At 61.0% G+C, this 24,555-nt stretch carries 21 protein-coding genes; 5 read left to right on the top strand and 16 right to left on the bottom strand.

Annotation, left to right across the window (positions count from 1 at the left end):
• Positions 1-263 precede the first annotated feature (263 nt).
• The 3 genes from GH657_RS15840 (at position 264) to GH657_RS15830 (ending at position 4,421) form a co-directional block, all read left to right on the top strand.
• Positions 264-893, top strand: coding sequence for a trimeric intracellular cation channel family protein (locus tag GH657_RS15840; protein ID WP_153102392.1), 630 nt, complete (start codon positions 264-266; stop codon positions 891-893).
• 96 nt (positions 894-989) lie between these two features.
• On the top strand, positions 990-2,771 hold the full coding sequence (locus GH657_RS15835; protein WP_153101998.1) for a peptidoglycan D,D-transpeptidase FtsI family protein: 1,782 nt from the start codon (positions 990-992) through the stop codon (positions 2,769-2,771).
• 204 nt (positions 2,772-2,975) lie between these two features.
• On the top strand, positions 2,976-4,421 hold the full coding sequence (locus tag GH657_RS15830; RefSeq protein ID WP_153101997.1) for a catalase: 1,446 nt from the start codon (positions 2,976-2,978) through the stop codon (positions 4,419-4,421).
• 188 nt (positions 4,422-4,609) lie between these two features.
• Here the strand turns inward: GH657_RS15830 and GH657_RS15825 are convergent, their stop codons facing one another.
• Positions 4,610-5,311: an H-NS histone family protein gene (locus GH657_RS15825; RefSeq protein WP_246174196.1), complete on the bottom strand. Its 702-nt coding sequence runs from the start codon at positions 5,309-5,311 to the stop codon at positions 4,610-4,612.
• Between the two features lie 685 nt (positions 5,312-5,996).
• On the opposite strand from GH657_RS15825, the gene GH657_RS15820 reads away from it, so the two are divergent.
• The gene (locus tag GH657_RS15820; protein ID WP_174770002.1) at positions 5,997-6,971 is read left to right on the top strand and encodes a DUF535 family protein; all 975 of its coding nucleotides are present in this window, start codon (positions 5,997-5,999) and stop codon (positions 6,969-6,971) included.
• A 159-nt stretch (positions 6,972-7,130) separates the two neighbouring features.
• Here GH657_RS15820 and GH657_RS15815 read toward each other — a convergent pair whose 3' ends face one another.
• The 15 genes from GH657_RS15815 to phnN form a co-directional block, all read right to left on the bottom strand.
• Positions 7,131-8,495, bottom strand: a complete 1,365-nt coding sequence (locus GH657_RS15815) for an MFS transporter (RefSeq protein ID WP_153101994.1) — start codon at positions 8,493-8,495, stop codon at positions 7,131-7,133.
• 264 nt (positions 8,496-8,759) lie between these two features.
• Entirely contained in the window at positions 8,760-8,969 is a 210-nt protein-coding gene (locus tag GH657_RS15810; RefSeq protein ID WP_153101993.1) for a hypothetical protein, read from the bottom strand.
• Positions 8,956-10,722 (bottom strand): FAD-dependent monooxygenase, encoded by a 1,767-nt coding sequence (locus GH657_RS15805; protein ID WP_153101992.1) that lies wholly within the window; start codon positions 10,720-10,722, stop codon positions 8,956-8,958. Before GH657_RS15805 ends, GH657_RS15810 begins: the two co-directional genes overlap by 14 nt.
• 28 nt (positions 10,723-10,750) lie before the next feature.
• A complete protein-coding gene (locus tag GH657_RS15800; protein ID WP_246174195.1) occupies positions 10,751-11,908 on the bottom strand; it encodes an alpha/beta hydrolase family protein in 1,158 nt (385 codons plus the stop codon).
• Positions 11,905-12,441, bottom strand: a complete 537-nt coding sequence (locus GH657_RS15795; protein WP_153101991.1) for a VOC family protein — start codon at positions 12,439-12,441, stop codon at positions 11,905-11,907. The genes GH657_RS15800 and GH657_RS15795 overlap by 4 nt, the downstream gene beginning before the upstream one ends.
• Positions 12,442-12,571: 130 nt before the next feature.
• Positions 12,572-13,429, bottom strand: a complete 858-nt coding sequence (locus GH657_RS15790; RefSeq protein WP_246174194.1) for a helix-turn-helix transcriptional regulator — start codon at positions 13,427-13,429, stop codon at positions 12,572-12,574.
• Positions 13,430-13,586: 157 nt separating this feature from the next.
• Positions 13,587-14,789, bottom strand: a complete 1,203-nt coding sequence (gene pcaF / locus GH657_RS15785) for a 3-oxoadipyl-CoA thiolase (protein WP_153101990.1) — start codon at positions 14,787-14,789, stop codon at positions 13,587-13,589.
• Between the two features lie 341 nt (positions 14,790-15,130).
• Entirely contained in the window at positions 15,131-16,114 is a 984-nt protein-coding gene (denD, locus tag GH657_RS15780) for a D-erythronate dehydrogenase (RefSeq protein ID WP_153101989.1), read from the bottom strand.
• Positions 16,115-16,180: 66 nt separating this feature from the next.
• Entirely contained in the window at positions 16,181-16,972 is a 792-nt protein-coding gene (gene otnI, locus GH657_RS15775; protein ID WP_153101988.1) for a 2-oxo-tetronate isomerase, read from the bottom strand.
• Between the two features lie 88 nt (positions 16,973-17,060).
• Complete coding sequence (locus GH657_RS15770; RefSeq protein WP_153101987.1) at positions 17,061-18,392, bottom strand: MFS transporter; 1,332 nt, start codon at positions 18,390-18,392, stop codon at positions 17,061-17,063.
• 151 nt (positions 18,393-18,543) lie between these two features.
• Positions 18,544-19,200 (bottom strand): 3-oxo-tetronate 4-phosphate decarboxylase, encoded by a 657-nt coding sequence (gene otnC / locus GH657_RS15765; RefSeq protein ID WP_153102386.1) that lies wholly within the window; start codon positions 19,198-19,200, stop codon positions 18,544-18,546.
• 5 nt (positions 19,201-19,205) lie between these two features.
• A complete protein-coding gene (gene otnK, locus GH657_RS15760; RefSeq protein WP_153101986.1) occupies positions 19,206-20,618 on the bottom strand; it encodes a 3-oxo-tetronate kinase in 1,413 nt (470 codons plus the stop codon).
• 22 nt (positions 20,619-20,640) lie between these two features.
• Positions 20,641-21,540, bottom strand: a complete 900-nt coding sequence (gene ltnD / locus GH657_RS15755) for an L-threonate dehydrogenase (protein WP_153101985.1) — start codon at positions 21,538-21,540, stop codon at positions 20,641-20,643.
• Between the two features lie 80 nt (positions 21,541-21,620).
• A complete protein-coding gene (locus GH657_RS15750; protein WP_153102384.1) occupies positions 21,621-22,325 on the bottom strand; it encodes a FadR/GntR family transcriptional regulator in 705 nt (234 codons plus the stop codon).
• Positions 22,326-22,581: 256 nt separating this feature from the next.
• Positions 22,582-23,157, bottom strand: a complete 576-nt coding sequence (gene phnN / locus GH657_RS15745; RefSeq protein ID WP_153102382.1) for a phosphonate metabolism protein/1,5-bisphosphokinase (PRPP-forming) PhnN — start codon at positions 23,155-23,157, stop codon at positions 22,582-22,584.
• A 433-nt stretch (positions 23,158-23,590) separates the two neighbouring features.
• Here phnN and GH657_RS15740 point away from each other — a divergent pair, with 433 nt between their 5' ends.
• Positions 23,591-24,358, top strand: coding sequence for an ABC transporter substrate-binding protein (locus GH657_RS15740; protein ID WP_153101984.1), 768 nt, complete (start codon positions 23,591-23,593; stop codon positions 24,356-24,358).
• Positions 24,359-24,555 lie beyond the last annotated feature (197 nt).

Here is a 24,555-nt window from a genome sequence, read left to right as displayed (position 1 = left end):
CGGGGTTGCCGTATGCCCTGCATGGCACGAAAACACCGCCGCCTCATCGGATAGCGACCATCCCTGCCTCTTTCTCCTCCCTTCCCCACCCCTTCGAGCGCCCGTCCTGCAAGCAGCTTAAGTAAAATTTCGCATCGCCGAATTTCGCTTAAGACATTTTCGCCAGCGTGGGCGCCTTCCGATAATGGCGCCTTTCCAGCACGGCTCGCAGCCTGCGTCGCCCGTCCCGTCAGCCCGCTTCACGGAGCTTCACTTTCATGCTGCTGCACACGCTCTACCTCATTGCGATCACCGCCGAAGCCATGTCTGGCGCACTCGTTGGCATGCGCCGCGGCATGGACCGCTTCGGCCTGTGCCTGGTCGGCGCCGTCACCGCGCTGGGCGGCGGCACGGTGCGCGACGTGTTGCTCGGGCACTATCCGCTCAGCTGGATCTCGCATTCGAATTACGTCTTTATTACAATTGGAGCCGCGTTGCTGGCGGCCGCGATCGCACCATGGCTGCGGTATTTGCAAAAGCTGTTTCTCGCCATCGATGCGCTGGGCCTGATTGCCTTCACGATCATCGGCTGCAATGTCGGCCTCGAGCTTGGGGTCAGCGCGCCTGTTATCGTGCTGGCCGGAGCGATTACCGGTGTGTGTGGTGGCATGTTGCGCGATCTGCTGTGCAACGAAATACCACTGGTGCTGCGGCAAGATCTTTATGCCAGCATCGCCCTGGCGGCAGGCGCGTTGTATCTGTTGCTGCAGCACTGCGGCGTGACGCCCGATACGGCATCGCTCATCGTGCTGGCGAGCGGCTTCAGCATCCGCATGCTGGCCATCCGCCTGCGCTGGCAATTCAAGGTTTTTTCCGCCGCCGATACCGATACCGGTACCGGTGGCGCTCATTAATCATCGGGCGGCCACGCGTCACGGCTGCCTTCTGCCGGGGGCTCTATCCGGATCGCGCGTCTTTCTGTGCCACTCGTGCGCGCGCCGGGTTCCAACATGATCCAGAAAAAGAAACCGCGTCAGGATGCCTACGCCCCTGTCGCCCGCAATCCAACGCTGGTTACCCGCTTGCCGTTGTGGCGCTCGAAGCTGGTGATCTTCCTGATTTTTGCCGCCTTCGCCGCGCTCATCGGACGCGCGTTCTGGGTCCAGGTGGTCAACCAGGATTTCTACGTCGTTCAGGGGCAAAAACGCTACCAGCGCACGCTTGAGCTGGACGCCTCGCGCGGACGCATCGTCGATCGCCACGGCGCGCTGCTGGCCGTAAGCCTGGCGACCTACGAGATCTGGGCCACGCCGAAACTGCTCGATCCCGCCACCTATGCGCCGCTCGCCAAACTGCTCGGCCTGCCGCTGCCGGAACTGCGGCGGCGTCTGGGCGGAGAGCGTTCGTTCGTGCTGCTCAAGCGTCAGGTGGACGCCGATACCGCCGCCGCCATCGACAAGCTCGATCGCGCGGGCATCACGCGCATTGCCGATTCCAAACGCTTTTATCCAGAAGGCGAATCCGCCGCGCACGTGGTCGGCTTCACCGATATCGAAGACAAGGGCCAGGAAGGCGTTGAACTGGCCGCCAACGAGCAGCTCAGCGGCACGCCCGGCCAGCGCGAGGTGATCCGCGACCGCCTGGGCCGCGTGGTGCTCGAAACCCGGCCGCAGGTGCCCGCGCTCAATGGCGCGACGATCCACCTGAGCATCGACCGCCGGGTGCAGCAACTGGCGTATTCGCAGCTCAAAGCCGCGATTGCCAAACATGGCGCCGAAGCCGGCAGCGTCGTCGTGCTCGACGCGCGCAATGGCGAGATTCTCGCGCTGGCGAACTATCCCAGCTTTGATCCGAACGACCGGGGCCGGTTAACGGGAAAGCAGTTGCGCAATCGCGCGGTGGTCGACACGTTCGAACCAGGCTCGACGATCAAGCCGGTGGTCATCGGGCTCGCGCTCGATAGCGGTAAGATCCGGCCGCAAACGATGATCGATACCGCTCCGGGCACCTACAAGATCGGGCCGAACGTGATCCATGACACCTCCGATCACGGCCGCATCACCGTGGCCGAAGCGCTGCAAAAATCGAGCAATATCGCGCTCGCCAAAATCGCCCTGAACCTGCCGGCCAAAACGATCTGGAACAAATACCAGGATTACGGCCTGGGCCGCGCCCCGGAGCTCACCTTCCCCGGCGTCGCCTCCGGCCGGGTGCGCGCCTGGCAAAGCTGGCGCCCCATCGAGCAGGCCACGATGTCCTACGGCTACGGCCTCTCGACCTCACTGTTGCAAATCGCCCAGGCTTATACCGCCTATGCCGGTGATGGCACGATGCATCCCGCGCACCTGCTGCTCGACGCCGACGCGGCCGCAGCGAGCACAGCAAGCGCGGCAAGCGCAGCGGACAGCGCCAGCGCCACAGCAGACACGGCCACAGCCCCAGGCCGCAGCGTGACCTCCCCCGCGACGGCCGCGGCGCTGCGGGCGATGCTCGAAGCCGCGGTCGGGCCGGGTGGAACCGGACGCGCGGCGAGTGTCGCAGGCTATCGCGTCGGCGGTAAAACCGGCACCGCACGCAAACAGATCGGCTCCACCTATGCCAAGAACCGCTATCGCGCGCTCTTCGTCGGCATGGCGCCGATGAGCCATCCGCAAATCATCGTCGCGGTCATGATTGATGACCCAGCAGGACGCGCATTTTATGGCGGCACGGTCGCAGGCCCGGTGTTTAGCGCAGTGACCGGCGGCACGTTGCAACTGCTGGGCGTGCCGCCCGACGCTCAGGGTCGCTAAACGATCCAGCGCGCATTACTTTTTGCTGTCATCGCTGTCATCGCTGTCATGTATCGTGCATGCATTCAATAACGATCTGCATGCATGATTGATGCCGCCGCAGCAACTTTGCGAAGGCCTTGCTAGACTACGGGCGCGCTCCACCCCGGCGCATCCGGCATCCCCAGCCTCACTTGCAGGTCTGGTTCAAAAAAGAGGAAAACCATGACAAAGACAAACCGTACCCTAACCACGGCAGCCGGCGCCGTAGTCGGCGACAGCCAGAATTCGGAAACCGTCGGCCCACGCGGCCCGATCGTATTGCAGGATTTCTGGCTCATCGAAAAACTCGCGCATTTCGACCGCGAAGTCATCCCCGAGCGCCGCGTGCACGCCAAAGGCTCAGGCGCCTTCGGCACGCTCACCATCACTCATGACATCACGCGCTACAGCAAAGCCAAGGTGTTCGAACCCGGCAAGGTCACCCCGACGTTCATGCGTTTTTCGACGGTCGCGGGGGAGCGTGGCGCAGCCGACGCCGAACGCGATGTCCGTGGCTTTTCGATCAAGTTTTATACCGAAGAAGGCAACTGGGACCTGGTGGGCAATAACACACCCGTCTTTTTTATCCGCGATCCGCTGAAGTTTCCCGATTTCATTCATACGCAAAAGCGCCACCCGCAAACCAACCTGCGCGATGCGACGGCGATGTGGGATTTCTGGTCGCGCACTCCGGAATCGCTGCACCAGGTCACGATCCTCATGAGCGACCGGGGCCTGCCTAAAAATCACCGGCAAATGCATGGCTTTGGTTCGCATACGTTTTCGCTGATCAACGCGCAAAACGAGCGCTTTTACGTGAAGTTTCACTTCAAGTCGAAACAGGGCATCGAAAACTACACCAATGCCGAAGCCGCCGCCATCGTGGGCCAAGACCGCGAAAGCGCGCAGCGCGACCTGTTCGAGCACATCGCCAAAAAGGACTTCCCGCAATGGCGCTTTTGCATTCAGGTCATGACCGAAGCCGATGCCCATGCTCGCAAGGAAAACCCCTTCGACATCACCAAGGTGTGGTCGCACAAAGAGTTTCCGTTGATCGACGTGGGTGTGCTGGAGCTCAACCGGAACCCTGAAAACTATTTTGCCGATGTCGAGCAAGCGGCATTCTCGCCCGCCAATATCGTGCCGGGGATTGGCTTTTCGCCTGACCGGCTGCTGCAGGGACGGCTTTTTTCTTATGCCGACACCCAGCGCTACCGCCTCGGCATCAATCACCATCAGATTCCCGTGAATGCGGCACGCTGCCCCGTGCATAGCTACCACCGCGATGGCGCGATGCGAACCGATGGCAACCTCGGCAGTACGATCAACTATGAGCCGAACCGGGAAGGCGAATTCCAGGAAGATCCCTCTGTGAAAGAGCCACCACTGGCCGTGGAAGGCGCTATCGCACGCTACGATCATCACGAAGACGGCGATTATTTCACCTATCCCCGTGCACTGTATGCGCTGTTCGATGCGGCACAACGTGAACGTCTTTATCAAAACATTGCCACCGCCATGGGCGGGGTGCCACAAGATGTCGTCGAGCGACAGCTCGCGCTGTTCGACCAGGTGGATGCCAGTTATGGCAATGGCGTGCGCCAGGCGTTGGGCTTGCCGGGCATATAAGCCCTGGCATTGAATCTTCAAACGCCGGGCTAGCTGTTTGGACATGAAAAAATGCCGGTTGCGAAAGTTATTTCGCAACCGGCATTTTCCATGGCGTTCAAACAACTGCATGCGAATGCTTGAGCCGTTAACGTTCGCTATGCACAATAGATCATCGCGGTATCGCCAGACTCATTTAATTCATGACCTTATGGGGTTTGAGTCAAAGACGTCTTGCTCATGCCAGCTTTCTTTGCCGCTGTCTTCTTTGCCGCCGTCTTCTTTGCCGCCGTCTTCTTTGCCGCTGTCTTCTTTGCCGCTGTCTTCTTTGCTGCTGTCTTCTTTGCTGCTGTCTTCTTTGCTGCTGTCTTCTTTGCCGCTGTCTTCTTTGCCGCTGTCTTCTTTGCTGCGATCTTGTCTACGGCTGCCTTTTTCTCTGCCACGCGCTTTTTCTTTGGCTGTTTTGCAGCGGAATGCGGTGTGGCCACGGCACCGGAACTCGCGGCTTTCTTTGCGTTGCGCTTATGCACCGCTGCTTTTTTACCGGACGCTTTAGCGGAAACAACCGAAGCAGTCGCCCCAGCACCATTAATCAGAAAAACCGTCCGGTCTTTCGCCTGCTTGATCCATTCGGGTGGACGAGCATGGCCGCTCCAGGTCGCGCCGGTTTTCGGATCGCGGTACTTGGGTGGCAACTTGCCCTTCGCGTGAACGACTTTTGCACCTTTCGGCTTTTGCGCGCGGCCCTTGCGTGTGCCAACGGCAGCATGCGCATCAATATCCGCAGTCGTCAAACCGTGTCGCTCCATCAACGCGCGGATATCGTTGAGTACGCTAGAAGCCTGTTTGGCAATAATCGATTCGGCCTGTTGCTGCAACTTCCTGATACGACTCTGGATTTGATCAAGCACGCTCACGGTGAACCTCCTTAAAAAATGACCGAAACATCAGGCCTGTCAGACCTCTTACATACAGGCCACCGATATCTCAATATTTGGGCATTTTCAGGATAACCTGGGCAAGCAGATTTAAGAAACATGAAAACAAAAGAAAAACGCCGTGTTACCTGGCTGGATTCGTGAACGCACAGATAACACGGCATCTGTTTTGCAACGCGATTGCGAAATACTTCGGCGATGGGACTTCAGGTTTTCCGGTTTTAGCTCGACGTCTATCGGGATCGTTTCAGAAAACAAAAAAGAAAAAAGGAAGGAAACACATTCACACGTCCGATGCCAAGTTCCCACACGACATTTGCCTCATAGGTTCATGTTTTTTCCGCGATGTTTATATCGATAAATTTGCAAATCTCAAATTGAATTTTTAAGCAAGTCTTTTTCTTAAAACGTCCTAATATTCTGACGTACAATCTGCGCGAACCGTATAGCCGTTATCGGTTTTTGCAGCAGGTTACGAATACATACGAAAGTAAAAATTGTTTTCGCCGGATGTTGAGGATGACCCAATCCTGGGCTGATACAACACGCGTCTTTGGCATCGCAGGCGTCATCCCGCTGTTGGCTTGGGTTGAGTTGGGCTGATCTGATGAAGAGATATTTAAACGCATACACGCTACTTCGAAAATTCATCCCTGGGATGAATGCGAAGGCCATTTTCCGCAGATGGCGGATTCTGCTGTATTCCACAATCTATCCACGCGCAGCATGGTTCTGGTTTCAGGCGTTAAGCACGCAATCGTTATTGGTGGATCTCGCTATTCGCAACCGGCGCTTTGCAGAAAAGCCATTCCATCGTTTTGGCCAGGCGAACATGCCGGCCCGCAATCGGGCAAGGCTGATTTCCGGGCATTATGCGGCCGTGGAGCAGATGCTGGGCCGAGCGCTCACGGAGCGCATTTATCTGCAGGGTGAATCGGTTTTCCTGGCGTCGACGCCTGCATACAGGATCGTTCTGCGCGAACCCATGCGATGCTGGCGGGAAGGCTTGCTGACAATGGCGTGGATGGACCAGCAGACTGGGATCGATCTTGCCTGGGCCACGGTCAGTATTGAGCCCTCGGCAAAGACACGTTCGTGGACGCTTTTGATTGGCGGCCTACAAGGGCCCGCCGGAGTGGATCGGGATGCGGTCCGTGACGCGACGAAAGCGTGTCATGGCCTTCGTCCTAAAGCCGCCGTGATGGAAGCGCTTTGCGAGTTGTGCCGTTTACTCCGCATCCCGGTGCTCGCGGCTGTGGCGAAACACTCGCACGTCTCAAACATCCGTGACAAAGGCTTTTACGCTGATTACGACGCCTTCTGGCGTGAGCTGGGTGGCGTGGAATCGGGCGATCGTTTCATCCTGCCCTGCGCCATGCATCATCGGGAAATCAGCGATGTACCGTCTAACCGGCGGGCCGCGTTCCGGCGAAAACAGGCTTTGATCGCGGAGATCTTAAAGCAGATTCAGGCAAGCCTGAGCCAGGAACCGTCGGGAAGAAGACGCATCACGGAGCCGGTGACTGACGGCCAGAATGCCGGGCATTTATCGACCGGCGAACTCCACGATGAACCTAAACCAGGCCGGCAAGAACCCACGGCACCGGCTTTCTGCATCGACCTGGTTTATTAAGGGAGCGTTAAGGAAGGGGGCTGACGGGCGACAGAAGTTGTCCGCATGCCCCCTCACCTCGCAAAACTTCACCAGCGCATCGATGCCCGTATGCCACCGGCAGCCGATACCGCGATATCACGATGCCACGATGCCGCGATGCCGCGATACTGGCGCCCCCTAGCGGGCATTCAATCTCCCCAGTTTCGCTTGCTTCGTTCCGGTCCGCCGTTCGTCCAGCGCGAAATACAGCAACATCCCGCCTGCCACCAGCAGCAACGCCAGCAGATACAAGCCGTTATCCATGCGCCCCGTTGCCGTTTTGATCAAACCGATCAGCGTCGGACTAAAAAAACTGCCGAGCTGTCCCAGACTGCTAATCAGCGCAATGCCCACCGCAGCGCCCGTGCCCGACAAATAATCTTGCGGAATCGACCAGAACACCGGCAAGGAGCCAAATGTCAGCATCACGGCGAGACTCAGCAGCACCATCGTCACAGGCAGGCTAGCCGTCACAGACCCAAGGGCGAAAAACACCAGACCTGCTCCCACCGTGCACGCGGCATAGTGACCGCGCCGCTCCTGATGGCGATCCGAGTGACGCGAGATCAGCACGATGCCCAACGCGCCGAGACCATACGGAATCGCGCTATACAGCCCCACCTGAAACACGCCCGTCACGCCGGCACTTTTAATCATCGCGGGCAACCAGAAGCTGAGCGCCATCGTGCCGCAATTCAGCGTGAAGTACACCACTGCCAGCAGATAGACCCGGGGATTGCGCAAAGCCTCAGCAAATGAACCCGAGACGGCATGGCGGCGCGCCGCCTGGTCGTCTGCCAGCACTTGCTGCAGACGGGCTTTTTCCGCGTCGGACAGCCAGCGGGCACTGGACGGATGGTCTTGCAGCAGCCACCACGCCGCCGCCCCTAACAAGGCAGCAGGCAAACCTTCGATGATGAACATCCATTGCCATCCCGCCAGCCCAAACAGGCCTGCGGCGTATTCCATGATCGTGCCGGACACGATCCCGCCGAGCACGCCAGCCACGGCCACCGCGACAAAAAGCCAGGAGGTGACCGTCGCCCGCCGCGATGCAGGAAACCAGTAGGTCAGATACAAAATGATGCCGGGGAAGAATCCGGCTTCGAAAACGCCCAGCAAAAAACGCAGCAGATAAAGCATCGACGGCGTTTTAACAAAGGCGATCGATGCCGAAATCAGCCCCCAGCCCACCATGATGCGAATGAAGGTGCGGCGCGCGCCGATTCGTTGCAGCAGTAAATTGCTCGGCACCTCGAAAAGAACGTAGCCCAGAAAAAACACACCCGCCCCCAAGCCATAGACCGCATCGCTAAAGCCAAGGTCACCCTTCATCTGCAATTGCGCAAAACCAATGTTGATGCGGTCGAGAAACGCGACGATGTACGCGACGAAGAGAAACGGCACGATCCGGAGCGTCACCTTGCGGTAAAGCGCGTGATCGTCCAGTTGGGGCGGTGAGGGGCGGCGTGGGGAGGTGGAGCGAGGCGATCGGGCTGACATGGGGAGGTCTCTCTCTTTAGCGGAATCAATCCGGTGGGCAGGACTTTCTTTGAGTCCGTGCCTTGGTGTGGTGAATGATGGGTAACGAGTAGTGGAGGAGTGGGTAATGAGCAGTGGGTAATGAGCAGTGGGTAATAAGCAGTGGGCAATAGACAACGGGTAAAAAGGTGGAGCATGAGGGGGATGGGTCACGCCTTAAAGGCGAGTACCGAATACGGAGTACCGACCCCCTCCCCCTGGCGCCCGCCAATCACTAACGGCTAATCACTGATGGCTGGAAAGGCTCGGCTGCGGCACGCTGTCGCTCGCGGCGCGCAACGCCGCCTCGCAACGCACCGGGTCACCCACCTCCTCGAAAAGCAACAATGCAAGCCGCGCCAGCATCAGGCTTTCGCGCTCGCGTCCAACCGCGCTGATCGCCTCGCAGCAGGCGCCATACAACATATCGCGTTCATCATCGTTAAGCGTAGGCATGGGGGGTCTCCGGTTGAACAGGTTTGAGCCGGGATGCTGGCCCATAGCCGCAGGCCTGGGCCAACGCGGCCTCTACCTGCGAAACAGTGGGGGCATACCACAGCGCGCACAGATGGCCATCAGGGCGAATCAGCCAGGCATCGCCGCGACAGACACCATAATCCCTCGACAACACCTGCCCCGTATCGACAATGAAGCGGCTCGCACCGGCAATCGCCCTGCCATGCGGCTCACCTGGGTGTAGCCAGACCTGCACCACCTGCAACGGCACGGCGAGCACATCATCGAACACGAAGCCGTGGTCTGGCGCATCGCCAAAAACCATTAACGTAAAATAAGCGCCCAGTGTATCCGATAAAAATGCCTCATCGCGGATGCCCGACACCGGCACATCCGGCATGACCTGGCCGGGTGCCAAACGCGGCACCGCCGAGGCCGGATCGATCCGGTCACGTGGCTCACCCTGATAGGACAGCGGCGAATCGACATACTGGATCGCGCTGGTTTGCCGTGGATTGACGAGTTTGGCAATCTGCCGATGCTGCCCCGCCAGCGACAGCGCCGCTTCACGCATCAGCGCATAACCCCGTGAGGGAGGCGCCATGAATTCGGTGCTGCGCTTCGCGCTCGCCGCATTCACGTGAAAAGCCTGCACCCGCTCACTCGAATAACTGTCGAGCAAGGCGTCAGCGCCCCACCCCTGAATCACCGCCACGAGCTTCCACGTCAGATTGTCCACATCGTCGAAGCCCGAATTGAGCCCGCGTACGCCGAAGATCGGCATCGCATGGGCCGCGTTGCCCGCAAACAGGATGCGGCCATGACGGTAGTGCTCCAGCGACATCGCACCCGCTCGATAAGCACTCGTCCAGACCAGCTTCCAGGGCCGGTGCGCATGGCCTGTCATCGCCAGTTGGCGTTCGATATAAGGGGTGACTGCTTCGGGTGTCAGGGCCGCGTCGATATCGGTATCGTCAGGCACCTGGTAATCCAGGCGCCACAGGTTGTCCGGCTGGCAATGCATCAGCATGGTCCAGCCGGGGTTCGAAGGCGGATCGAACCAGGCGCGGCGCTCCACCGGGTCAGGCAGATCGGCTTCGATATCGACAATCACGTACTTGCCTTCGTAAGCCGTGCCGCTCAGCGCCAGCCCCAGTGCTTTGCGCACGAAACTCTGTCCCCCATCGCAGGCCGCCAGCCATGCGGCCTCCAGCGTGTAGGAGGTGCCGTTCTGGCACACCTCCAGCACCACGCCATCGGGTTTTTGCGTCAGCGCGGTAACCTTCGTGCCCCAGCGGATCTCGACCTTGTCCGCGTAGTGCCGGGTGATTTCATCGACCAGAAACTGCTCGATGTAGTACTGCTGCAAGTTGATCATCGGCGGCAGTTTTTGCGTGTCGTCGTGAGGCATCCTGAAGCAGAACACTTCATCTTGCTGATAAAAACTGCGCCCCGCGGCCCATGCCAGACCTTTTGCCAGCACCACGTCCAGCACGCCCAGGCGCTCGAGGATTTGCAGGCTGCGGCGCGAAATGCAGGCCGCGCGGCTGCCCATGCAAACCGTATCGTCGGCTTCAAGCACCACCGACGCCACGCCCTGGCGCGCCAGGCCAAGCGCTAACGCCAGCCCAACCGGGCCGCCGCCGGCAATCGCCACGGTATGCGGGCACTCGCGCTGTTCATGGCCGCCCTCAAGCGCGGGCAACGGCGAAGTAAACCGTTCGTAGCGAAACGGCCCAATGGCTTCGATCATAGGTGTCTCCTTACAGATTCAAACCGTCTCAGCGCAGATGCGTGCCAATCCAGTCATGGAAGGTGTCGGCGCTCAGCCGCACCAGGTCGGGCTGTCCCGACAGGTAATGGTTGCCGCCCTTGACTGCGACTTCCGTCAGCCGCCCGGGCGCAGCGGCACGCCAGGCCGCCGCGGTGCTGGGGAAGGTCGAGCCGTCAGCGGTATGGGTCATCAGCAACACAGGAACCTGAGTGCGCGCGAGATTGTCCGGGCCATCGGCCAGCGAACGCGATGACCATTGCGACAACCATGAACGCAGCGTGTTAAAGCGCCCCATTGCGTTGGCGGCATAGTTGACCGTGCGCGGATCGCCCCAGATCGAGCCTGCGGCGCGATCGTTGGCATCGAGCGTGAGGTCGAGAAAGCGCGGGTCCGCATGCGTGCGGTAGACGAGAAACGTCTGGTCTTGCGGCCCTTGCGGCGTGGCACGCAACAGACGCAAGCGCTGCAGCACCCATTGTTCGATGCGTTCGCGGCGTGCGCGCTGCGCGGCGCGAAAAGCGCTGACGAACTCGGCGGTAAACGGCGTACTCAAGCTGCGATACAGGTCCCATTGCGGATCCGTGGCGAGTGGATCGTCTTCGTCGATCACGGAAGGATCGAGCCACTGCTCGATGAGACGCGCGCGTCCCGCATGGGCCGCCGACAGAATCAGCGCATCGGCCGCCGGCAAATCCTGCGCGACCAGATGCGTTGGCAGACCATCGGCAAAATGGGTTGCGCTCAACTGTTCGGCTTGCGCCTGATAAAAACTGCACAGCGCCGCCCCGCCCGAGTTACCGATCAACACGATCTTGCGATAACCCTGTTCGCGTAGCCACGCAACGCCCGCGCCTAAATCCTGGATGACCTGCTCCATGAGCAGCATGGCGTCGTTGCCCGCGTAGCGCGAGTTGAGCCCCAGGCAGGCAATGCCGCGCTCCGCTAGCGGCTGCAGCAGGTAATGCCCCATGAAATTGCTGGTTGGATGCATCACCAGCGCAGCCACCGCATGGTTGTCATCCTTGGGCGCGGCAAGCGCGCCATAAATACGGGGCCGTAAATTCTGCAAGCCCGACTGGCTTTCCATCGTCGCACCAGGCCGCACGTCGATCGCTACAAGGCGCAATGGGCACATTTCATGTTGCGCAATCATGCGTTGTGTCATGTCGCGCTCGTCTGGATGGCATGTTTTTCTTCGGTCCACGCATTGAGCAAGGCATGTGCCTCGCTGGCGTGCTCCTGCATCACCTGGGTACTGACGGTGGGTGTCGTCAGCTCAAGCCGGAAACCATTGGGATCGAAGAAATAGATGGATTCGATGATGTGGTGATCGGTGACACCCAGCACCTCGACCCCGTTGGCCTGCAAATGCGCTTTCATCTCGCGCAACTGCTCGGGAGAATCGACGCGCAACGCAATGTGATTCACCCAGGCGGGGGTATTGGGCGAGGGCTCAGCCATGACGTCATCGCCCAGATCAAAGAAGGCGATATACGCACCATCCGCCATTTCAAAGAAGATGTGGACATAGGGGCAATACTCGCCCGTACTGGGCACGTAATCATTGCGAATCAGGTGCACCAGCGGCAAACCCAGAATGTCTTCGTAGAAATGCCGGGTTTGCTCGGCATCGCGGCAACGCCACGCGAAATGATGCAGGCCTTGAACTACGCCAGCGAGGGACAGGGGAACGGACATCAGTGCCTCCAGAAACACCGCGCGTTTTAAATTAGGAGTCTGACAAAGCGCGGCGATATGGAGCGTTAGTCTAGGAAGACTGCGTCAAACTGTCTGTCCCCTTCCGTGAGGACATGGGCCGTTTTGGACCTCAGTGCTTACCCTGAGATGAAGCCGCGGCAAGACACGCGGTGAGCTCCGCCTGCCCGGGCTCTGCCGCTCCGAGCAGGGCCACCAGCGCCACCAGTTCGCTTTGCCGGGCAATGCCCAGCTTGGCGAAGCTGCGTTTTTTATAGGTGATGACGCTAGACGGCGCGAGCGCCAGCATGGCCGCAACGGCTTTGGCGGTCGCGCCGCAGCCCAGGCGCCAGGTGACGGCTTTTTCGCGCTCCGATAAAAGCGTGCGCCAGCGCCGCAGCAGTTCCGGCTCGGCATAGCTAGCCGCCGGCTGCGCCATGAGACGGCAATGCGTCTCGATCAAGGCGCCGAGAAAACCGCCGAGTGCGGTAATCGTGGTTTTTTCATGGGCCAGGAAGCACCCCATCTGCGTTGACTTATACAGATTCAGGAACAAAATCGCATCCGGCCCTGGCACGATAACGGACAGCTTGTCGGCAATCGCGGGCCGGGTGAAAAAACGCTCGAGGTAGTCGGTGTTAGCGAGTGCGTCAATGGGCGAAGAACACACCATCACGCTGCCGCATGACGAGTAAGGCAAAGCGGTGTGTTCGCGGACGAGCGGATCTTGCAGAAAATAACCCGCGACGTAGGCTTCGGTCAGCCGCAGCACATCCGACTGGGCCTCGAGGCTCGCAGTGGCTGCAATCGTCGCATGCCGGCCCGTCACGCGCACCAGCGTGCAATGGGCTAGCGCAACCACCGGGTTCAGGGCCGAGAGCAGCGTGGCGCAAAACATCTCGGTGCCCGCGGCGCGCAAGCTATCGGTAAACAACGCCAGGCTAACCGTAGGCGCGGGAGCCGAAAGTGAAACTGACGATGGAATCGGCATGGGGAAGTGAGGTAAAGCGGACAGCAAACGTCATTCATTGAAGCACAATTGCCGTCCGCCCCGGCACCAGGCAAAACAGCATACGGCTGTGATAAACCCTGCGTAAGCGGGCCGGCCCGGGTTTCACCCGGCCACCGGCCGCTCATCGGCCATCGGCTCAAACCCGCTCCAGCGCCAGCGCAATTCCTTGCCCCACGCCAATGCACATCGTACAGAGTGCAAAACGGCCACCGCTGCGTTGCAACTGGTACATCGCCGTGCCGACGAGACGCGCGCCGCTCATCCCAAGCGGATGGCCCAGCGCAATCGCTCCGCCATTCGGATTGACCCGCGCATCGTCGTCCGCCACGCCCAGTGCGCGCAGCACCGCCAGGCCCTGCGCGGCGAAAGCCTCGTTCAGCTCGATCACGTCGAACTGCTCAAGCGTCATGTTGAGCCGCGCCAGCAGCCTTTGCGTCGCGGGTGCCGGACCGATGCCCATCACGCGCGGCGCCACGCCCGCGCATGCCATGCCCAGCACGCGTGCCCGGGGAGTCAGGCCAAAGCGCGTGGCGGCCGCCTCGCTCGCCAGCAGCAAGGCCGCGGCGCCATCGTTGACACCCGAGGCGTTGCCCGCCGTCACGCTACCGTCGGGATGCACCACGCCCTTGAGTTTGGCCAGGGCTTCAGGCGTGGTCGCGCGCAAATGCTCATCATGTTCGAACACCAGCGGCTCGCCTTTTTTCTGCGGCAGCATCACGGGCACGATCTCCTGCCCGAGCAGGCCATCGCGCTGCGCCCGTGCCGCTTTTTGCTGGCTGCGCCATGCAAAGGCATCCTGATCGGCGCGGCTGATCTGATAATCGAGCGCGACGTTTTCAGCCGTTTGCGGCATCGAATCAACCCCGTATTTCTGCTGCATCAGCGGGTTAATAAAGCGCCAGCCAATCGTTGTGTCGAAAATTTCCGCCTGGCGCGAGAACGCGCTCGCCGCCTTGCCCATCACGAACGGCGCACGGCTCATGCTCTCCACGCCACCCGCCACCATCAGCGCCGCCTCGCCCGAGCGGATCGCCCGTGCGGCTTGCCCCACCGCATCCATGCCGGAGCCGCACAGACGGTTCACCGTCGCACCCGGCACGCTGTACGGCAAGCCCGCCAGCAGCAGCGCCATGCGCGCGACGTTGCGATTGTCCTCGCCCGCCTGGTTGGCACAGCCGTAGATCACGTCGTCAAGCGCACTCCAGTCGAGTGCCGGGTTGCGTGTCATCAGGGCCTTGAGCGGCAGCGCGCCCAGATCATCAGCGCGCAGCGACGACAGCGCGCCCGCGTAACGGCCAATCGGCGTGCGGATCGCATCGCACAGGAAAGCTTCGGTCATGGGATGTCTCCAGTGACGAATGACGCAGCCCGCCTCGAACCGGGGGGCCCATGCAGCATTCGTGTAAGGGGCGAGAAAGTGTCTCTGGCGCCGCCGGTAAGCCCGCCGCGCCGTACAGAAGACAGAAGGCGCGATGCCAGCGAGGGCGGAAAAAGAGAAAAGAGAAAGCGGATGCCGCTAGCGCGCCGATGTGTTCTTTAAGAGAACCAACCGTCCGCTATCGGACATTTAGCCGCGATGATAGGTCTGCGCCAGAAAACGTGTCAAGCCGATGCCGACACAGGAAACACCCAGCCCCGCCCATCCGGGCGGAGCCGGTAAGGGGGGCCGGTTCCCGCGGGTTAGCTCACGCTGATCCGCTCGTCTTCGATATAACTGCGAATCACCTCCGCGAACGAACGGTCGCCCACGAGGCCGAGTTGCTGCGCGCGCGAGGTATCCCACTGCCCCGGCCAGCTACCCACGATTTTTTCGACGCGGGCATCCGCTTGCCATTCGATGCGCGCAGCCACGGCCTCACCCGCCACCTCGCGCAGCGCCGCGATCATTTCATCGACACTGACCGACAAGCCCGGCAAGTTCACAACCCGTTGAATTCCCAGCGCGGCGGCGTCGATTTCGCAGCCCGCGATCAGGCATGCGATCGCCTTGCGCGGCGACAGCAACCACAAACGCGTGCTGCCCGCCACAGGGCACACCGCAGTCACTCCATTAAGCGGCTCGCGGATAATGCCGCTGGCAAACGACGAGGCCGCGGCATTGGGCTTACCGGGACGCACGCTGATGGTTGGCAGCCGCAGCACCCGGCCATCGACGAAGCCGCGCCGCGCGTAATCGTTCAGCAACAATTCGGCGACGGCCTTTTGCATGCCATAAGACGATTGCGGGTTCAGCGCCGTATCGTCTTGCACCACGGCTGGCAGCGTTCCGCCGTACACCGCGACGGAGCTCGTGAACACCACACGCGGCTGATGCCCCAGCGTGCGGCAGGTTTCAAGCAGCAAACGTGAGGCATCCAGATTAATGCGCATGCCAAGTTCAAAATCGGCTTCCGCCTGGCCGCTGACCACCGCAGCGAGATGGAAAATGGTATGGGTCTGGGTGTCGATCACGCGTTCGAGTGTCGCGCGCTCCGCGATATCGCCCACTTCGACACGTACCCGCGCCTCGTGCTCAAAACCGGTCGCGGCCACGACATCGAGCAGCACCAGTTCGCTAATGGATTCGGGCTGGCCGTTGGGGCCCTTGAGCTGTCCACGGTTCAGCAGTTCGCGCGCCAGGCGCTGGCCCAGGAAACCTGCGCCGCCAGTAATCAGTACTTTCATGATGGGAAACGTTGTGCAAAAAGAAGAAACGGAAGACGGGCTGTCTGCCCGGACTCAACCTGCGCTTTAACGTGCCGGCGCGGCCAGCCAGGGTTTGAGCCAGCCAAGGCCCGCCGAGGTCTGCGCCCGGGGACGGTATTCGCAGCCAATCCAGCCGTCATAGCCCAGCGTGTCGATGAGATCGAACAGGTACGGGTAATTCAGCTCGCCGGTATCGGGCTCATGGCGCTCGGGAACCCCCGCGATCTGGATATGACCGATGCCTGGCATGTCGCGCTTGAGCTTGACTGCCAGATCGCCTTCGACAATCTGGCAGTGATAGCAGTCGAATTGCACTTTCAGGTTGGGCGCGCCCACTTCGGCGCAAATCGCTTGCGCGTCATCCTGACGATTAAGAAAGAAACCGGGAATATCGCGCGTGTTGATGGGCTCGATGACGATGGTCACGCCTTCGCCCTGAGCCGCCTTGGCCGCATACGCAAGACGGCTGAGATACACCTGGCGTTGCAACTCATGCGGCAGTTCCGGCACGGCGAGGCCGGCCATCACATGAAGCGTGCGGTTGCCCAGCACCTGGGTATAAGCCAGCGCGGTCTCCACGCTACGTTTGAACTCGTCGTCACGTCCTGGCAGCGAGGCGATGCCGCGCTCGCCCGCCGCCCAGTCGCCTGGCGGCGCATTGAACAGCGCCTGGGTCAGGCCATGCGCGTCGAGCCGCGCCTTGATTTCAGCCGCGGGGAAATCATAGGGAAAAAGAAATTCGACCGCCTGAAAACCATCGCCCGCCGCCGCGGCAAAACGGTCGAGAAAGGCGTGTTCGGTGTACATCATGGTCAGGTTTGCTGCGAAGCGAGGCATGAAAAGCGCTCCTTTGATTCGTCAAGCTGGGGTAATAGTGAGCGAGGGCTGGCGAGCAGGCACCCTGGCAGATTAACGGTTTAATGGTTTAACGGTTCACCAGCTTTGCAGGGGTCAGCCAGACGGCGATCGCGCCCATCACCAGCATCGCCGACAGCACGTACATGCCCGATGCGGTGCTGTGCGTGAGGTCTTTCAGATAGCCGATCATGTACGGGCTGGCAAAGCCCGCCAGGTTGCCGATCGAATTGATGATCGCAATCCCGGCGGCGGCGCTCGCCCCTGACATGAACGCGGTCGGCAACGACCAGAACAGCGGTGCGCAGGTCAGCACGCCAGCCGCCGCCAGCGACAGAAACACAATCGAGACCACCGTGTTATCCGCGAACGAAGCCGCGGCAGAAAAACCGATGGCGCCACACAACGAAGGCAGGATCAGGTGCCAGCGGCGCTCACGACGCTTGTCCGAGCTGTGGCCCATCAAGTTCATCACGACAATCGCGCACAGGAACGGAATCGCGCTCAGCAGACCAATTTCAAAGGCCCCGCTGACACCGGTCGATTTCACCAGCGTCGGCATCCAGAACGTCAGCCCGTACTGCCCCGTGACAAAAGCAAAGTAAATCAGCGACATCCACCAGGTGCGTGGATCGCGGAACACCGCGGCCACGGAATGCGTCTTGCTTTTTTCCAGCTGCTGCGCATCGATCGCATCGGTCAGCAGCTTTTTCTCATGGGCGTTGAGCCACTTCGCGCTGGCGATGTTGTTGTCGAGATAAAGGATCGTGGCAATCCCGATCGCAATCGCCGGTACGGCTTCGATCACGAACATCCACTGCCAGCCCGCGAAACCGTGGTCCCCGTGGAAGACCTGCATGATCCAGCCCGAAAGCGGATTGCCAAAGATGCCGGACACCGGAATCGCCGACATAAACACCGCGATGATCTTCGCGCGCCGGTGCGAGGGAAACCAGTACGTCAGATACAGGATCACGCCCGGATAAAACCCCGCCTCGGCTACGCCCAGCAAAAAACGCAGCGTATAAAACTGCGCGGGGGTTTTGACGAAGACAAACAGCGCCGACAGAATGCCCCACGTAATCATGATGCGGGCAATCCAGATCCGTGCGCCGATCTTGTGCATCAGGATATTGCTAGGCAATTCGAACAGAAAATAGCCGATAAAAAATACCCCGGCGCCAAGGCCAAAAACGGTCTCGCTAAACGCGAGGTCTTGCGACATCTGCAGTTTGGCGAAACCCACATTTACGCGATCAAGATAAGCGACCACGTAGCACAGCATCAGGAACGGCACGATGCGCCAGAAGACCTTGCGGTAGGTACGCTCCACTTCGGCGCTGCCCGGCTTGCCAGAGGCGTCAGCCATGGAACGGCGCGCGGCCGTCGGGTTGGAACTCATGGGTTTCTCCTTTACTTCACGTCGTTTCATTTCAGGAATGCGGGCCCGGCCAGGACGCCATGCATGCGACCCGCCGGGTCTTGCCTGCGCCAGGCGGCAAGCGGCAGCGCCGCCCACTCATCTGCGCTGGAATGCTGTCACCTGTCGCGCCCTACCAGCGCGCGCCGAACACCGTGCGCAGCTCATCGAGCGCGGCGGTATCGAGCGGCGTGGGGCGGGGGTCCGACATGAGCCACAGGCGCGCGGTTTCTTCGAGTTCTTCGAGCGCGTAAGACGCGTGCGCCACCGAACGCTCCCACACCACCGGCCCGAGCCGCTCCAGTAGCACGGCGCGCACCGTGTCCGCGAGGGCTGCGATCTGTTGCGCGACATCCGGATCGCCCGGCCGCCGATAGCGGATCAGCGGCACGTGGCCGACTTTCATTACGTAGTACGGCGTGAGCGGCGGCACGACATCGGCTTCGCTCCAGACACCCGCGAGCGTCAGCGCCACGAGATGAGTCGAATGCGTATGCACGATGCCTTGCGCCGTGGCATTGCGAGCGTAGATAGCGCGATGCAGCGCGAGGGTTTTCGAGGCTTTGCCGCCCGACACCGGCTGGCCGTCCAGATCGACCTTGGCAATCCCGGCGGGGTCCAGCCGACCGAGACAGGCATCGGTGGGTGTAATCAGCCAGCCATCGGCCAGCCGGGCGCTGATGTTGCCTGCACTGCCCACCGTGTAACCGCGCTGGTACAGGCTGGCACCGGTGAGGCAAATCTCTTCGCGCAGTCTGGCTTCGTCGCGCTTGAAAGTCATGGAGGTCATGGCGCTCATGCGTGCTCCGCTGCGTTGAGTGGGCTCAGGCCATCGAGCTGGCGCAGCGCCTTGGCGAAGAAATCCGGCGTGCCGAAATTGCCCGATTTCAGAGCCAGCGCCAACGGTTGCGCATCGAGCGTGGCCGTGGCGGGCACGCCAGGGTCAATCTGCGCGCCGATGCGCAAGGTGTGGATCTCCAGCGCCTGCACGACCGCACCAGAAGTCTCGCCGCCCGCCACGACGAACTTGCGTACGCCCAGTTCGCGCAAACCACGGGCAATCGCTGCCAGCAGGGTTTCGACCAGATGTCCCGCCTCGCTCGCGCCGAGTTCGCGCTGCACCGCCTTGACTTCATCGGGCGTGGCCGTGGCATACACCAGAACAGGCTGCGGTTGGGCCGCTTCCAGGTGCTCGCGGGCAAAGGCCAGCGCCTGCTCCACCACCGGCTCGCCGCGTGCCGCCGCGAGAGGATCGAGACGGAATGCCGGACGGCTCGCACGCCATTCGGCGACCTGAGCGTTGGTCGCTTTCGACGCACTCCCCGCCAGCACCGCCGACAAGCCTTCGACCGATGGCAAACCCGCCGCATCGATGCGCGCGGCGAGTACTCCGGCGCGGCGGAAATTCTCCGGCAACCCGAGGGCCACGCCCGAGCCCCCCGTCACCAGCGGCATTCCCGCGCAGGCTTCGCCCAGCGTGCATAAATCAGCGTCCGACAACGCATCGGCCAGCGCCATGCGCACGCCTTCAGCGCGTAATACGGCGAAGCGCTCGCGCACAGCCGCCGCGCCCCGTGCGACCTGGTCATAACGCACCAGCCCGACCTTCGAGGGCGTCTGACGTTGCAGCACACGCACGAGGTTAGCGTCGGTCATCGGCGTCAGCGGATGGTTTTCCATACCCGATTCGTTCAGCAGCGCATCGCCCACAAACAGGTGGCCACGATAAAGCGTCCGGCCATTCTCGGGAAAAGCGGGGCAGGCAATCGTGAAAGACACGTCAGCACAACCCGTAGCGCTAGCAGTAGCAGCGGCAGTGCCAATAGCGGCGGCATTCGTCGCTGTCGCTGTCCCCGCCAGCGGCTCGCGCGCTAGCGCGTCAAGCAAGGCGTCGGTCACGGGGCCGATGTTGCCCGCATCGGTCGAATCGAACGTCGAGCAGTATTTGAAGAAAATCTGCCGGCAGCCTTGTGCCCGCAGCCACGCCAGCGCCTCGAGCGCTTGTGCGACAGCCTCGCTGGCAGGCAACGTGCGGGACTTGAGCGCGACAACCAGCGCGTCGGCCACAACAGCCTCAGCCGTAGCGGGCACGCCGATGGTCTGTACCGTGCGCATGCCGCCGCGCACCAGCATGTTGGCGAGATCGGTCGCGCCCGTGAAATCGTCTGCGATGCAGCCGAGCAGCGGCCGGTTCAGGGAGTCATTCATATTCATCTCGTTCGGTTTCCTGCTATTGATCCCGATGCGCTTCTGGCACATCAATGCCGGGGAAAATCTTGATCACGGCGGAGTCATCCTCGCCCCCATGGCCTGCTGTCGAAGCCATCATGAACATCTGGTGCGCGGCGGCGGATAACGGCAGCGGAAACTTCGACGCTCGCGCGGTATCGAGCACGAGCCCGAGATCCTTGACGAAGATATCGACCGCCGAAAGCGGCGTGTAATCGCCCTGCAGAATGTGCGGCACACGGTTTTCAAACATCCACGAATTGCCCGCGCTGTGCGTGATGACTTCGTAAAGCGCAGCGGGATCGACCCCTTCGCGCAAACCCAGTGCCATCGCTTCCGCTGCTGCCGCGATATGCACGCCCGCCAGCAACTGGTTCACGATCTTCACCTTGGAGCCCAGGCCATGCGCCAGGCCAAGCCGGTACACTTTGCCCGCCATCGCCTCAAGCACGTCCTCACAGGCGGCATACGCCGCCGCCGGGCCGGAGGTCATCATCGTCATCGCGCCACTCGCGGCCCGGGCCGCGCCACCGGACACCGGGGCATCGAGCATCTGCAAACCCAGCGCTTCCAGCCGGGCACCCAGCGCATGAGCGAAAGCGGGCGCCACCGTCGCGCTGGCCAGCACCACGCCGCCGCGCGGCATCGTCGCTGCCGCGCCTTGCGCGCCAAACAGCACGGTTTCGGTTTGCGCTGCGTTGACCACCAGCGTCACCACCACCTCGCAGTGCGCGCCCAGCTCCGCAGGGCTGGCACAAGCGATGCCGCCTTCCGCCGCAAAGCCCTGCAACAGCGCCTCGCGCACATCGCACGCATGCACTCGAAAACCCGCGCGCAACAACGACCGCGCCACGCCCAGGCCCATCGCACCCAGACCAATGACTCCGACATTTCTCGACATGCCCGATCCCCTATTCCTTTCACAGTTCGATTTTTCAGCGCGGTTTCAACCCCGCCGCAAGCACCCGGTTGTTTGCCGCTTCAGCCGAGGCCCGCTTCGCCCAAGCGCCGCGCCGCGTTGTACAGATGCGTACAGGCTGCGTGGCGCGCGGCGTTTGGATCGCGGGCGCGGATGGCCTCGACCAGCGCGGCGTGTTCATCCCGAACCTGATGCGACAAGTCATCGCGCAACGCCTCATGACGACGTGTGACAGTCATGCCTGCTTCCAGATACTGGTGCAGGAATGTCAGCGTCTTAAGAAAGTACGGGTTGCCTGTGGCCGCAGCGATAGCGCGGTGAAACGCCACGTCCTCGGCCACTCCATCGCGCCCCTGCGCCACCGCCTCATCAATCCTGGCCAAGGCGCGCTCGATGGCACGCAAGCTGGTTTTGTTGTGCCGTAATGCCGCCTCGGAGGCGACCTCGGCTTCGATCGCCCGACGCAACGCCAGAATGTGCAGCACCGAGCCCGCTGTGGCGGCTTCCGCCGAATCAATCCGCAAGGGCCGCGCCGCCCCACGCCCCAGCACGAACACGCCACTGCCCTGGCGCGGCTCGACGACACCTTCGTTTTTCAGGCGTGAGATGGCTTCGCGGATCACCGTGCGGCTGACCCCGAACTGCTGTGCCAGCACGGCCTCAGTCGGCAATTTGCCGCCGCTGGCAAACGTGCCTTTGTCAATTTGCTCAAGCAGTTGCTGCGCCACGGTGTCACTCAGCGCCCGTGCGGGAATTTTCTCGAACATACGACCCTGACTAGTCATGTAATCGGGTCATCATACAAATTTGACTTAAAAGCCGCCTATCGGGTCTAACCCTGGGAGCCAGCATGGACACATGAAAAAGGCGTGACGCGCATCGCCCTGGATTGGGCTGGGCTAACGCCACGGCCGTTTATGGAATCACACCGAACCTGTCATGGCCGTGTTTAGCGCACGCGCTCATCGTTCGAGAAAAGCCTGCCGGGCAGGGCCGCCAGGCGAGGCTGGGGATGGAGGTGATTCAGTGCGAGGAAGCGCCGCGCACGGCCGCAACAAACGCCGCGCCAGCAATGGCGAGTTCGCCCGAGTTATCAATCGCGGTGAAGGGCGTGTCATCAGGCAAGGTGAACGGCACACGACGTGCCAGCCGCTCAGCAACCTGTCCCGCCGTTTCTCGCTGGCGCGTGCCCAAACGGGCCGCCAAAACAGCCGGCGCGGCCTCCACATGCACGACTTCGGCTTGCGGATAGCGTGCGAGCACTTGCGGTAAATAAGCCCGCGAGCCGTTCACCACGACCCGCAAGCCGCGCGCCAGCCAACTGTCGAGTTCAACGCCGATGCCATAGCGCAAGGCGTGGCTCGCCCATTCGAGCGCAAAGAGACCTCGTGCCGAACGCAGGGCAAACTCGTCCGCACTCAACACAATGTGGTTTTCACCCTCACGACTCGCGCGGGTGATGTAACGATGCGCGAACACGACGGGCACGATGGGCTCGGACAGGGAACCGGACGGCTGTCCCAACTGCTGCCGGGCAAACTGGATCAGCGCATCCTTGCCTGCCCCCGACGGCCCGATCACGTACACCAGACGGCCCATACAGGGCGTTGCAATGACAGTGGAAGCAGGAGCAGAGGCAGCCACCAAAACCGGCGAATGGGACATCGAATCACGCAGCCTTTAATCTCAAAATAGTCATGGTGGAAGCCGGGAACGGACCACCGCGCCACCGTCGGCGGCCCATCCTAGCATGCCTCGTACATCATCTAGCGACACTGGACCATAGAGCCTTTCCTCGCCTGCCATTTATCTCAATATTGTCATCCTGGCTTTTTGAACTGTTAAGCTAGGCCCCGCTGCCTGACGGGGAAACCTGATGGGGAAAGCCGCCGGACGAAAGCCTGAAAGGCAGAGGCGGCGATTGATGGCAGCGTTTTAAACCAGACCGCCCAGTCATTCTTCGCGCAGGACAACGTTCCACAACAACGGCACCGCATGCGTGATGAAGCACAACCACCCAGGAGTAAAAACAGTGAAAAAACTGCTCGCAGCTTTAACGGTTGCCCTGCTCGCCACCGTCTCAATCGGCGCCCATGCAAAAGACTGGTCGACCATCCGTTTTGGCGTGGATGCAAGCTATCCACCGTTCGAATCGAAAGGCCCCGACGGCAAGCTGATCGGCTTTGACATTGATCTCGGCAACGAGATCTGCGCACGTCTGAAAGCCAAATGCGTGTGGGTCGAAAACGATTTCGACGGCCTGATCCCCGGCCTCAAGGCCAAGAAGTTCGACGGCGTGCTGTCGTCGCTGACCATCACGCCACAGCGTGCGGAGCAGGTCAGCTTCTCGGCCAAACTGTTCGACACCCCGACGCGCCTCGTGGCCAAGAAGGGCTCGACATTGCAACCGACGCCGGAAAGCATGACGGGTAAATCAGTGGGCGTGGAGCAAGGCACGATTCAGGAAACTTACGCCAAGGCTCATTGGCAGCCGAAGGGCGCGAAGGTCGTGCCTTATCAGAACCAGGACCAGGTTTATGCCGATCTGGTTTCAGGCCGCCTGGACGCTGCGCTGCAAGATGAAGTGCAAGCGGATATTGGCTTTCTGAAGACCTCGCGCGGCGCGGGCTTCCAGTTTGCCGGCAAGGCCATTCCGAGCGGTGCGGCCGCGATCGGCTTGCGCAAGGAAGATACCGACCTGAAAGCCAGCATTGACGGCGCCATCGCGTCGATGCTGAAAGACGGCACGTACAAAAAGCTCGAAAAGAAATACTTCGACTTTGATATATACGGCGATTAATACCCCTGCCGTCATGCCGTGAAATAGTCCAATAGTGCATCATGAAACGCGGGGCATTCGCACAGCACCAGGCTGGGAATGCCCCGCATTTTTTTACACGTGCGGAGTTTGATGTATCGCTTCAGTCAATGATTACGGCCTGACCTCAGGAAGAGATTCAGTCCCGTGCGCGAAAAAAATAACAGTAAAAAGACGCG

Source organism: Paraburkholderia hayleyella, from assembly GCF_009455685.1.
GTDB lineage: Bacteria > Pseudomonadota > Gammaproteobacteria > Burkholderiales > Burkholderiaceae > Paraburkholderia > Paraburkholderia hayleyella.
The sequence above is the reverse complement of the archived record's forward strand: the minus strand, read 5'-3'. Positions and strand labels throughout refer to the sequence as shown.

Bases quoted from the DNA above. Each gene is read 5' to 3' on its own strand.
- otnI (WP_153101988.1), bottom strand. From the start codon at position 16,972: ATGCCTCGCTTCGCAGCAAACCTGACCATGATGTACACCGAACACGCC.
- GH657_RS15830 (WP_153101997.1), top strand. From the start codon at position 2,976: ATGACAAAGACAAACCGTACCCTAACCACGGCAGCCGGCGCCGTAGTC.
- GH657_RS15795 (WP_153101991.1), bottom strand. From the start codon at position 12,441: ATGTCCGTTCCCCTGTCCCTCGCTGGCGTAGTTCAAGGCCTGCATCAT.
- otnC (WP_153102386.1), bottom strand. From the start codon at position 19,200: ATGACCTCCATGACTTTCAAGCGCGACGAAGCCAGACTGCGCGAAGAG.
- GH657_RS15805 (WP_153101992.1), bottom strand. From the start codon at position 10,722: ATGATCGAAGCCATTGGGCCGTTTCGCTACGAACGGTTTACTTCGCCG.
- GH657_RS15810 (WP_153101993.1), bottom strand. From the start codon at position 8,969: ATGCCTACGCTTAACGATGATGAACGCGATATGTTGTATGGCGCCTGC.
- ltnD (WP_153101985.1), bottom strand. From the start codon at position 21,540: ATGTCGAGAAATGTCGGAGTCATTGGTCTGGGTGCGATGGGCCTGGGC.
- GH657_RS15820 (WP_174770002.1), top strand. From the start codon at position 5,997: ATGAATGCGAAGGCCATTTTCCGCAGATGGCGGATTCTGCTGTATTCC.
- pcaF (WP_153101990.1), bottom strand. From the start codon at position 14,789: ATGACCGAAGCTTTCCTGTGCGATGCGATCCGCACGCCGATTGGCCGT.
- phnN (WP_153102382.1), bottom strand. From the start codon at position 23,157: ATGGGCCGTCTGGTGTACGTGATCGGGCCGTCGGGGGCAGGCAAGGAT.
- otnK (WP_153101986.1), bottom strand. From the start codon at position 20,618: ATGAATGACTCCCTGAACCGGCCGCTGCTCGGCTGCATCGCAGACGAT.
- denD (WP_153101989.1), bottom strand. From the start codon at position 16,114: ATGAAAGTACTGATTACTGGCGGCGCAGGTTTCCTGGGCCAGCGCCTG.
- GH657_RS15835 (WP_153101998.1), top strand. From the start codon at position 990: ATGATCCAGAAAAAGAAACCGCGTCAGGATGCCTACGCCCCTGTCGCC.
- GH657_RS15800 (WP_246174195.1), bottom strand. From the start codon at position 11,908: ATGACACAACGCATGATTGCGCAACATGAAATGTGCCCATTGCGCCTT.
- GH657_RS15750 (WP_153102384.1), bottom strand. From the start codon at position 22,325: ATGTTCGAGAAAATTCCCGCACGGGCGCTGAGTGACACCGTGGCGCAG.
- GH657_RS15815 (WP_153101994.1), bottom strand. From the start codon at position 8,495: ATGTCAGCCCGATCGCCTCGCTCCACCTCCCCACGCCGCCCCTCACCG.
- GH657_RS15770 (WP_153101987.1), bottom strand. From the start codon at position 18,392: ATGAGTTCCAACCCGACGGCCGCGCGCCGTTCCATGGCTGACGCCTCT.
- GH657_RS15790 (WP_246174194.1), bottom strand. From the start codon at position 13,429: ATGCCGATTCCATCGTCAGTTTCACTTTCGGCTCCCGCGCCTACGGTT.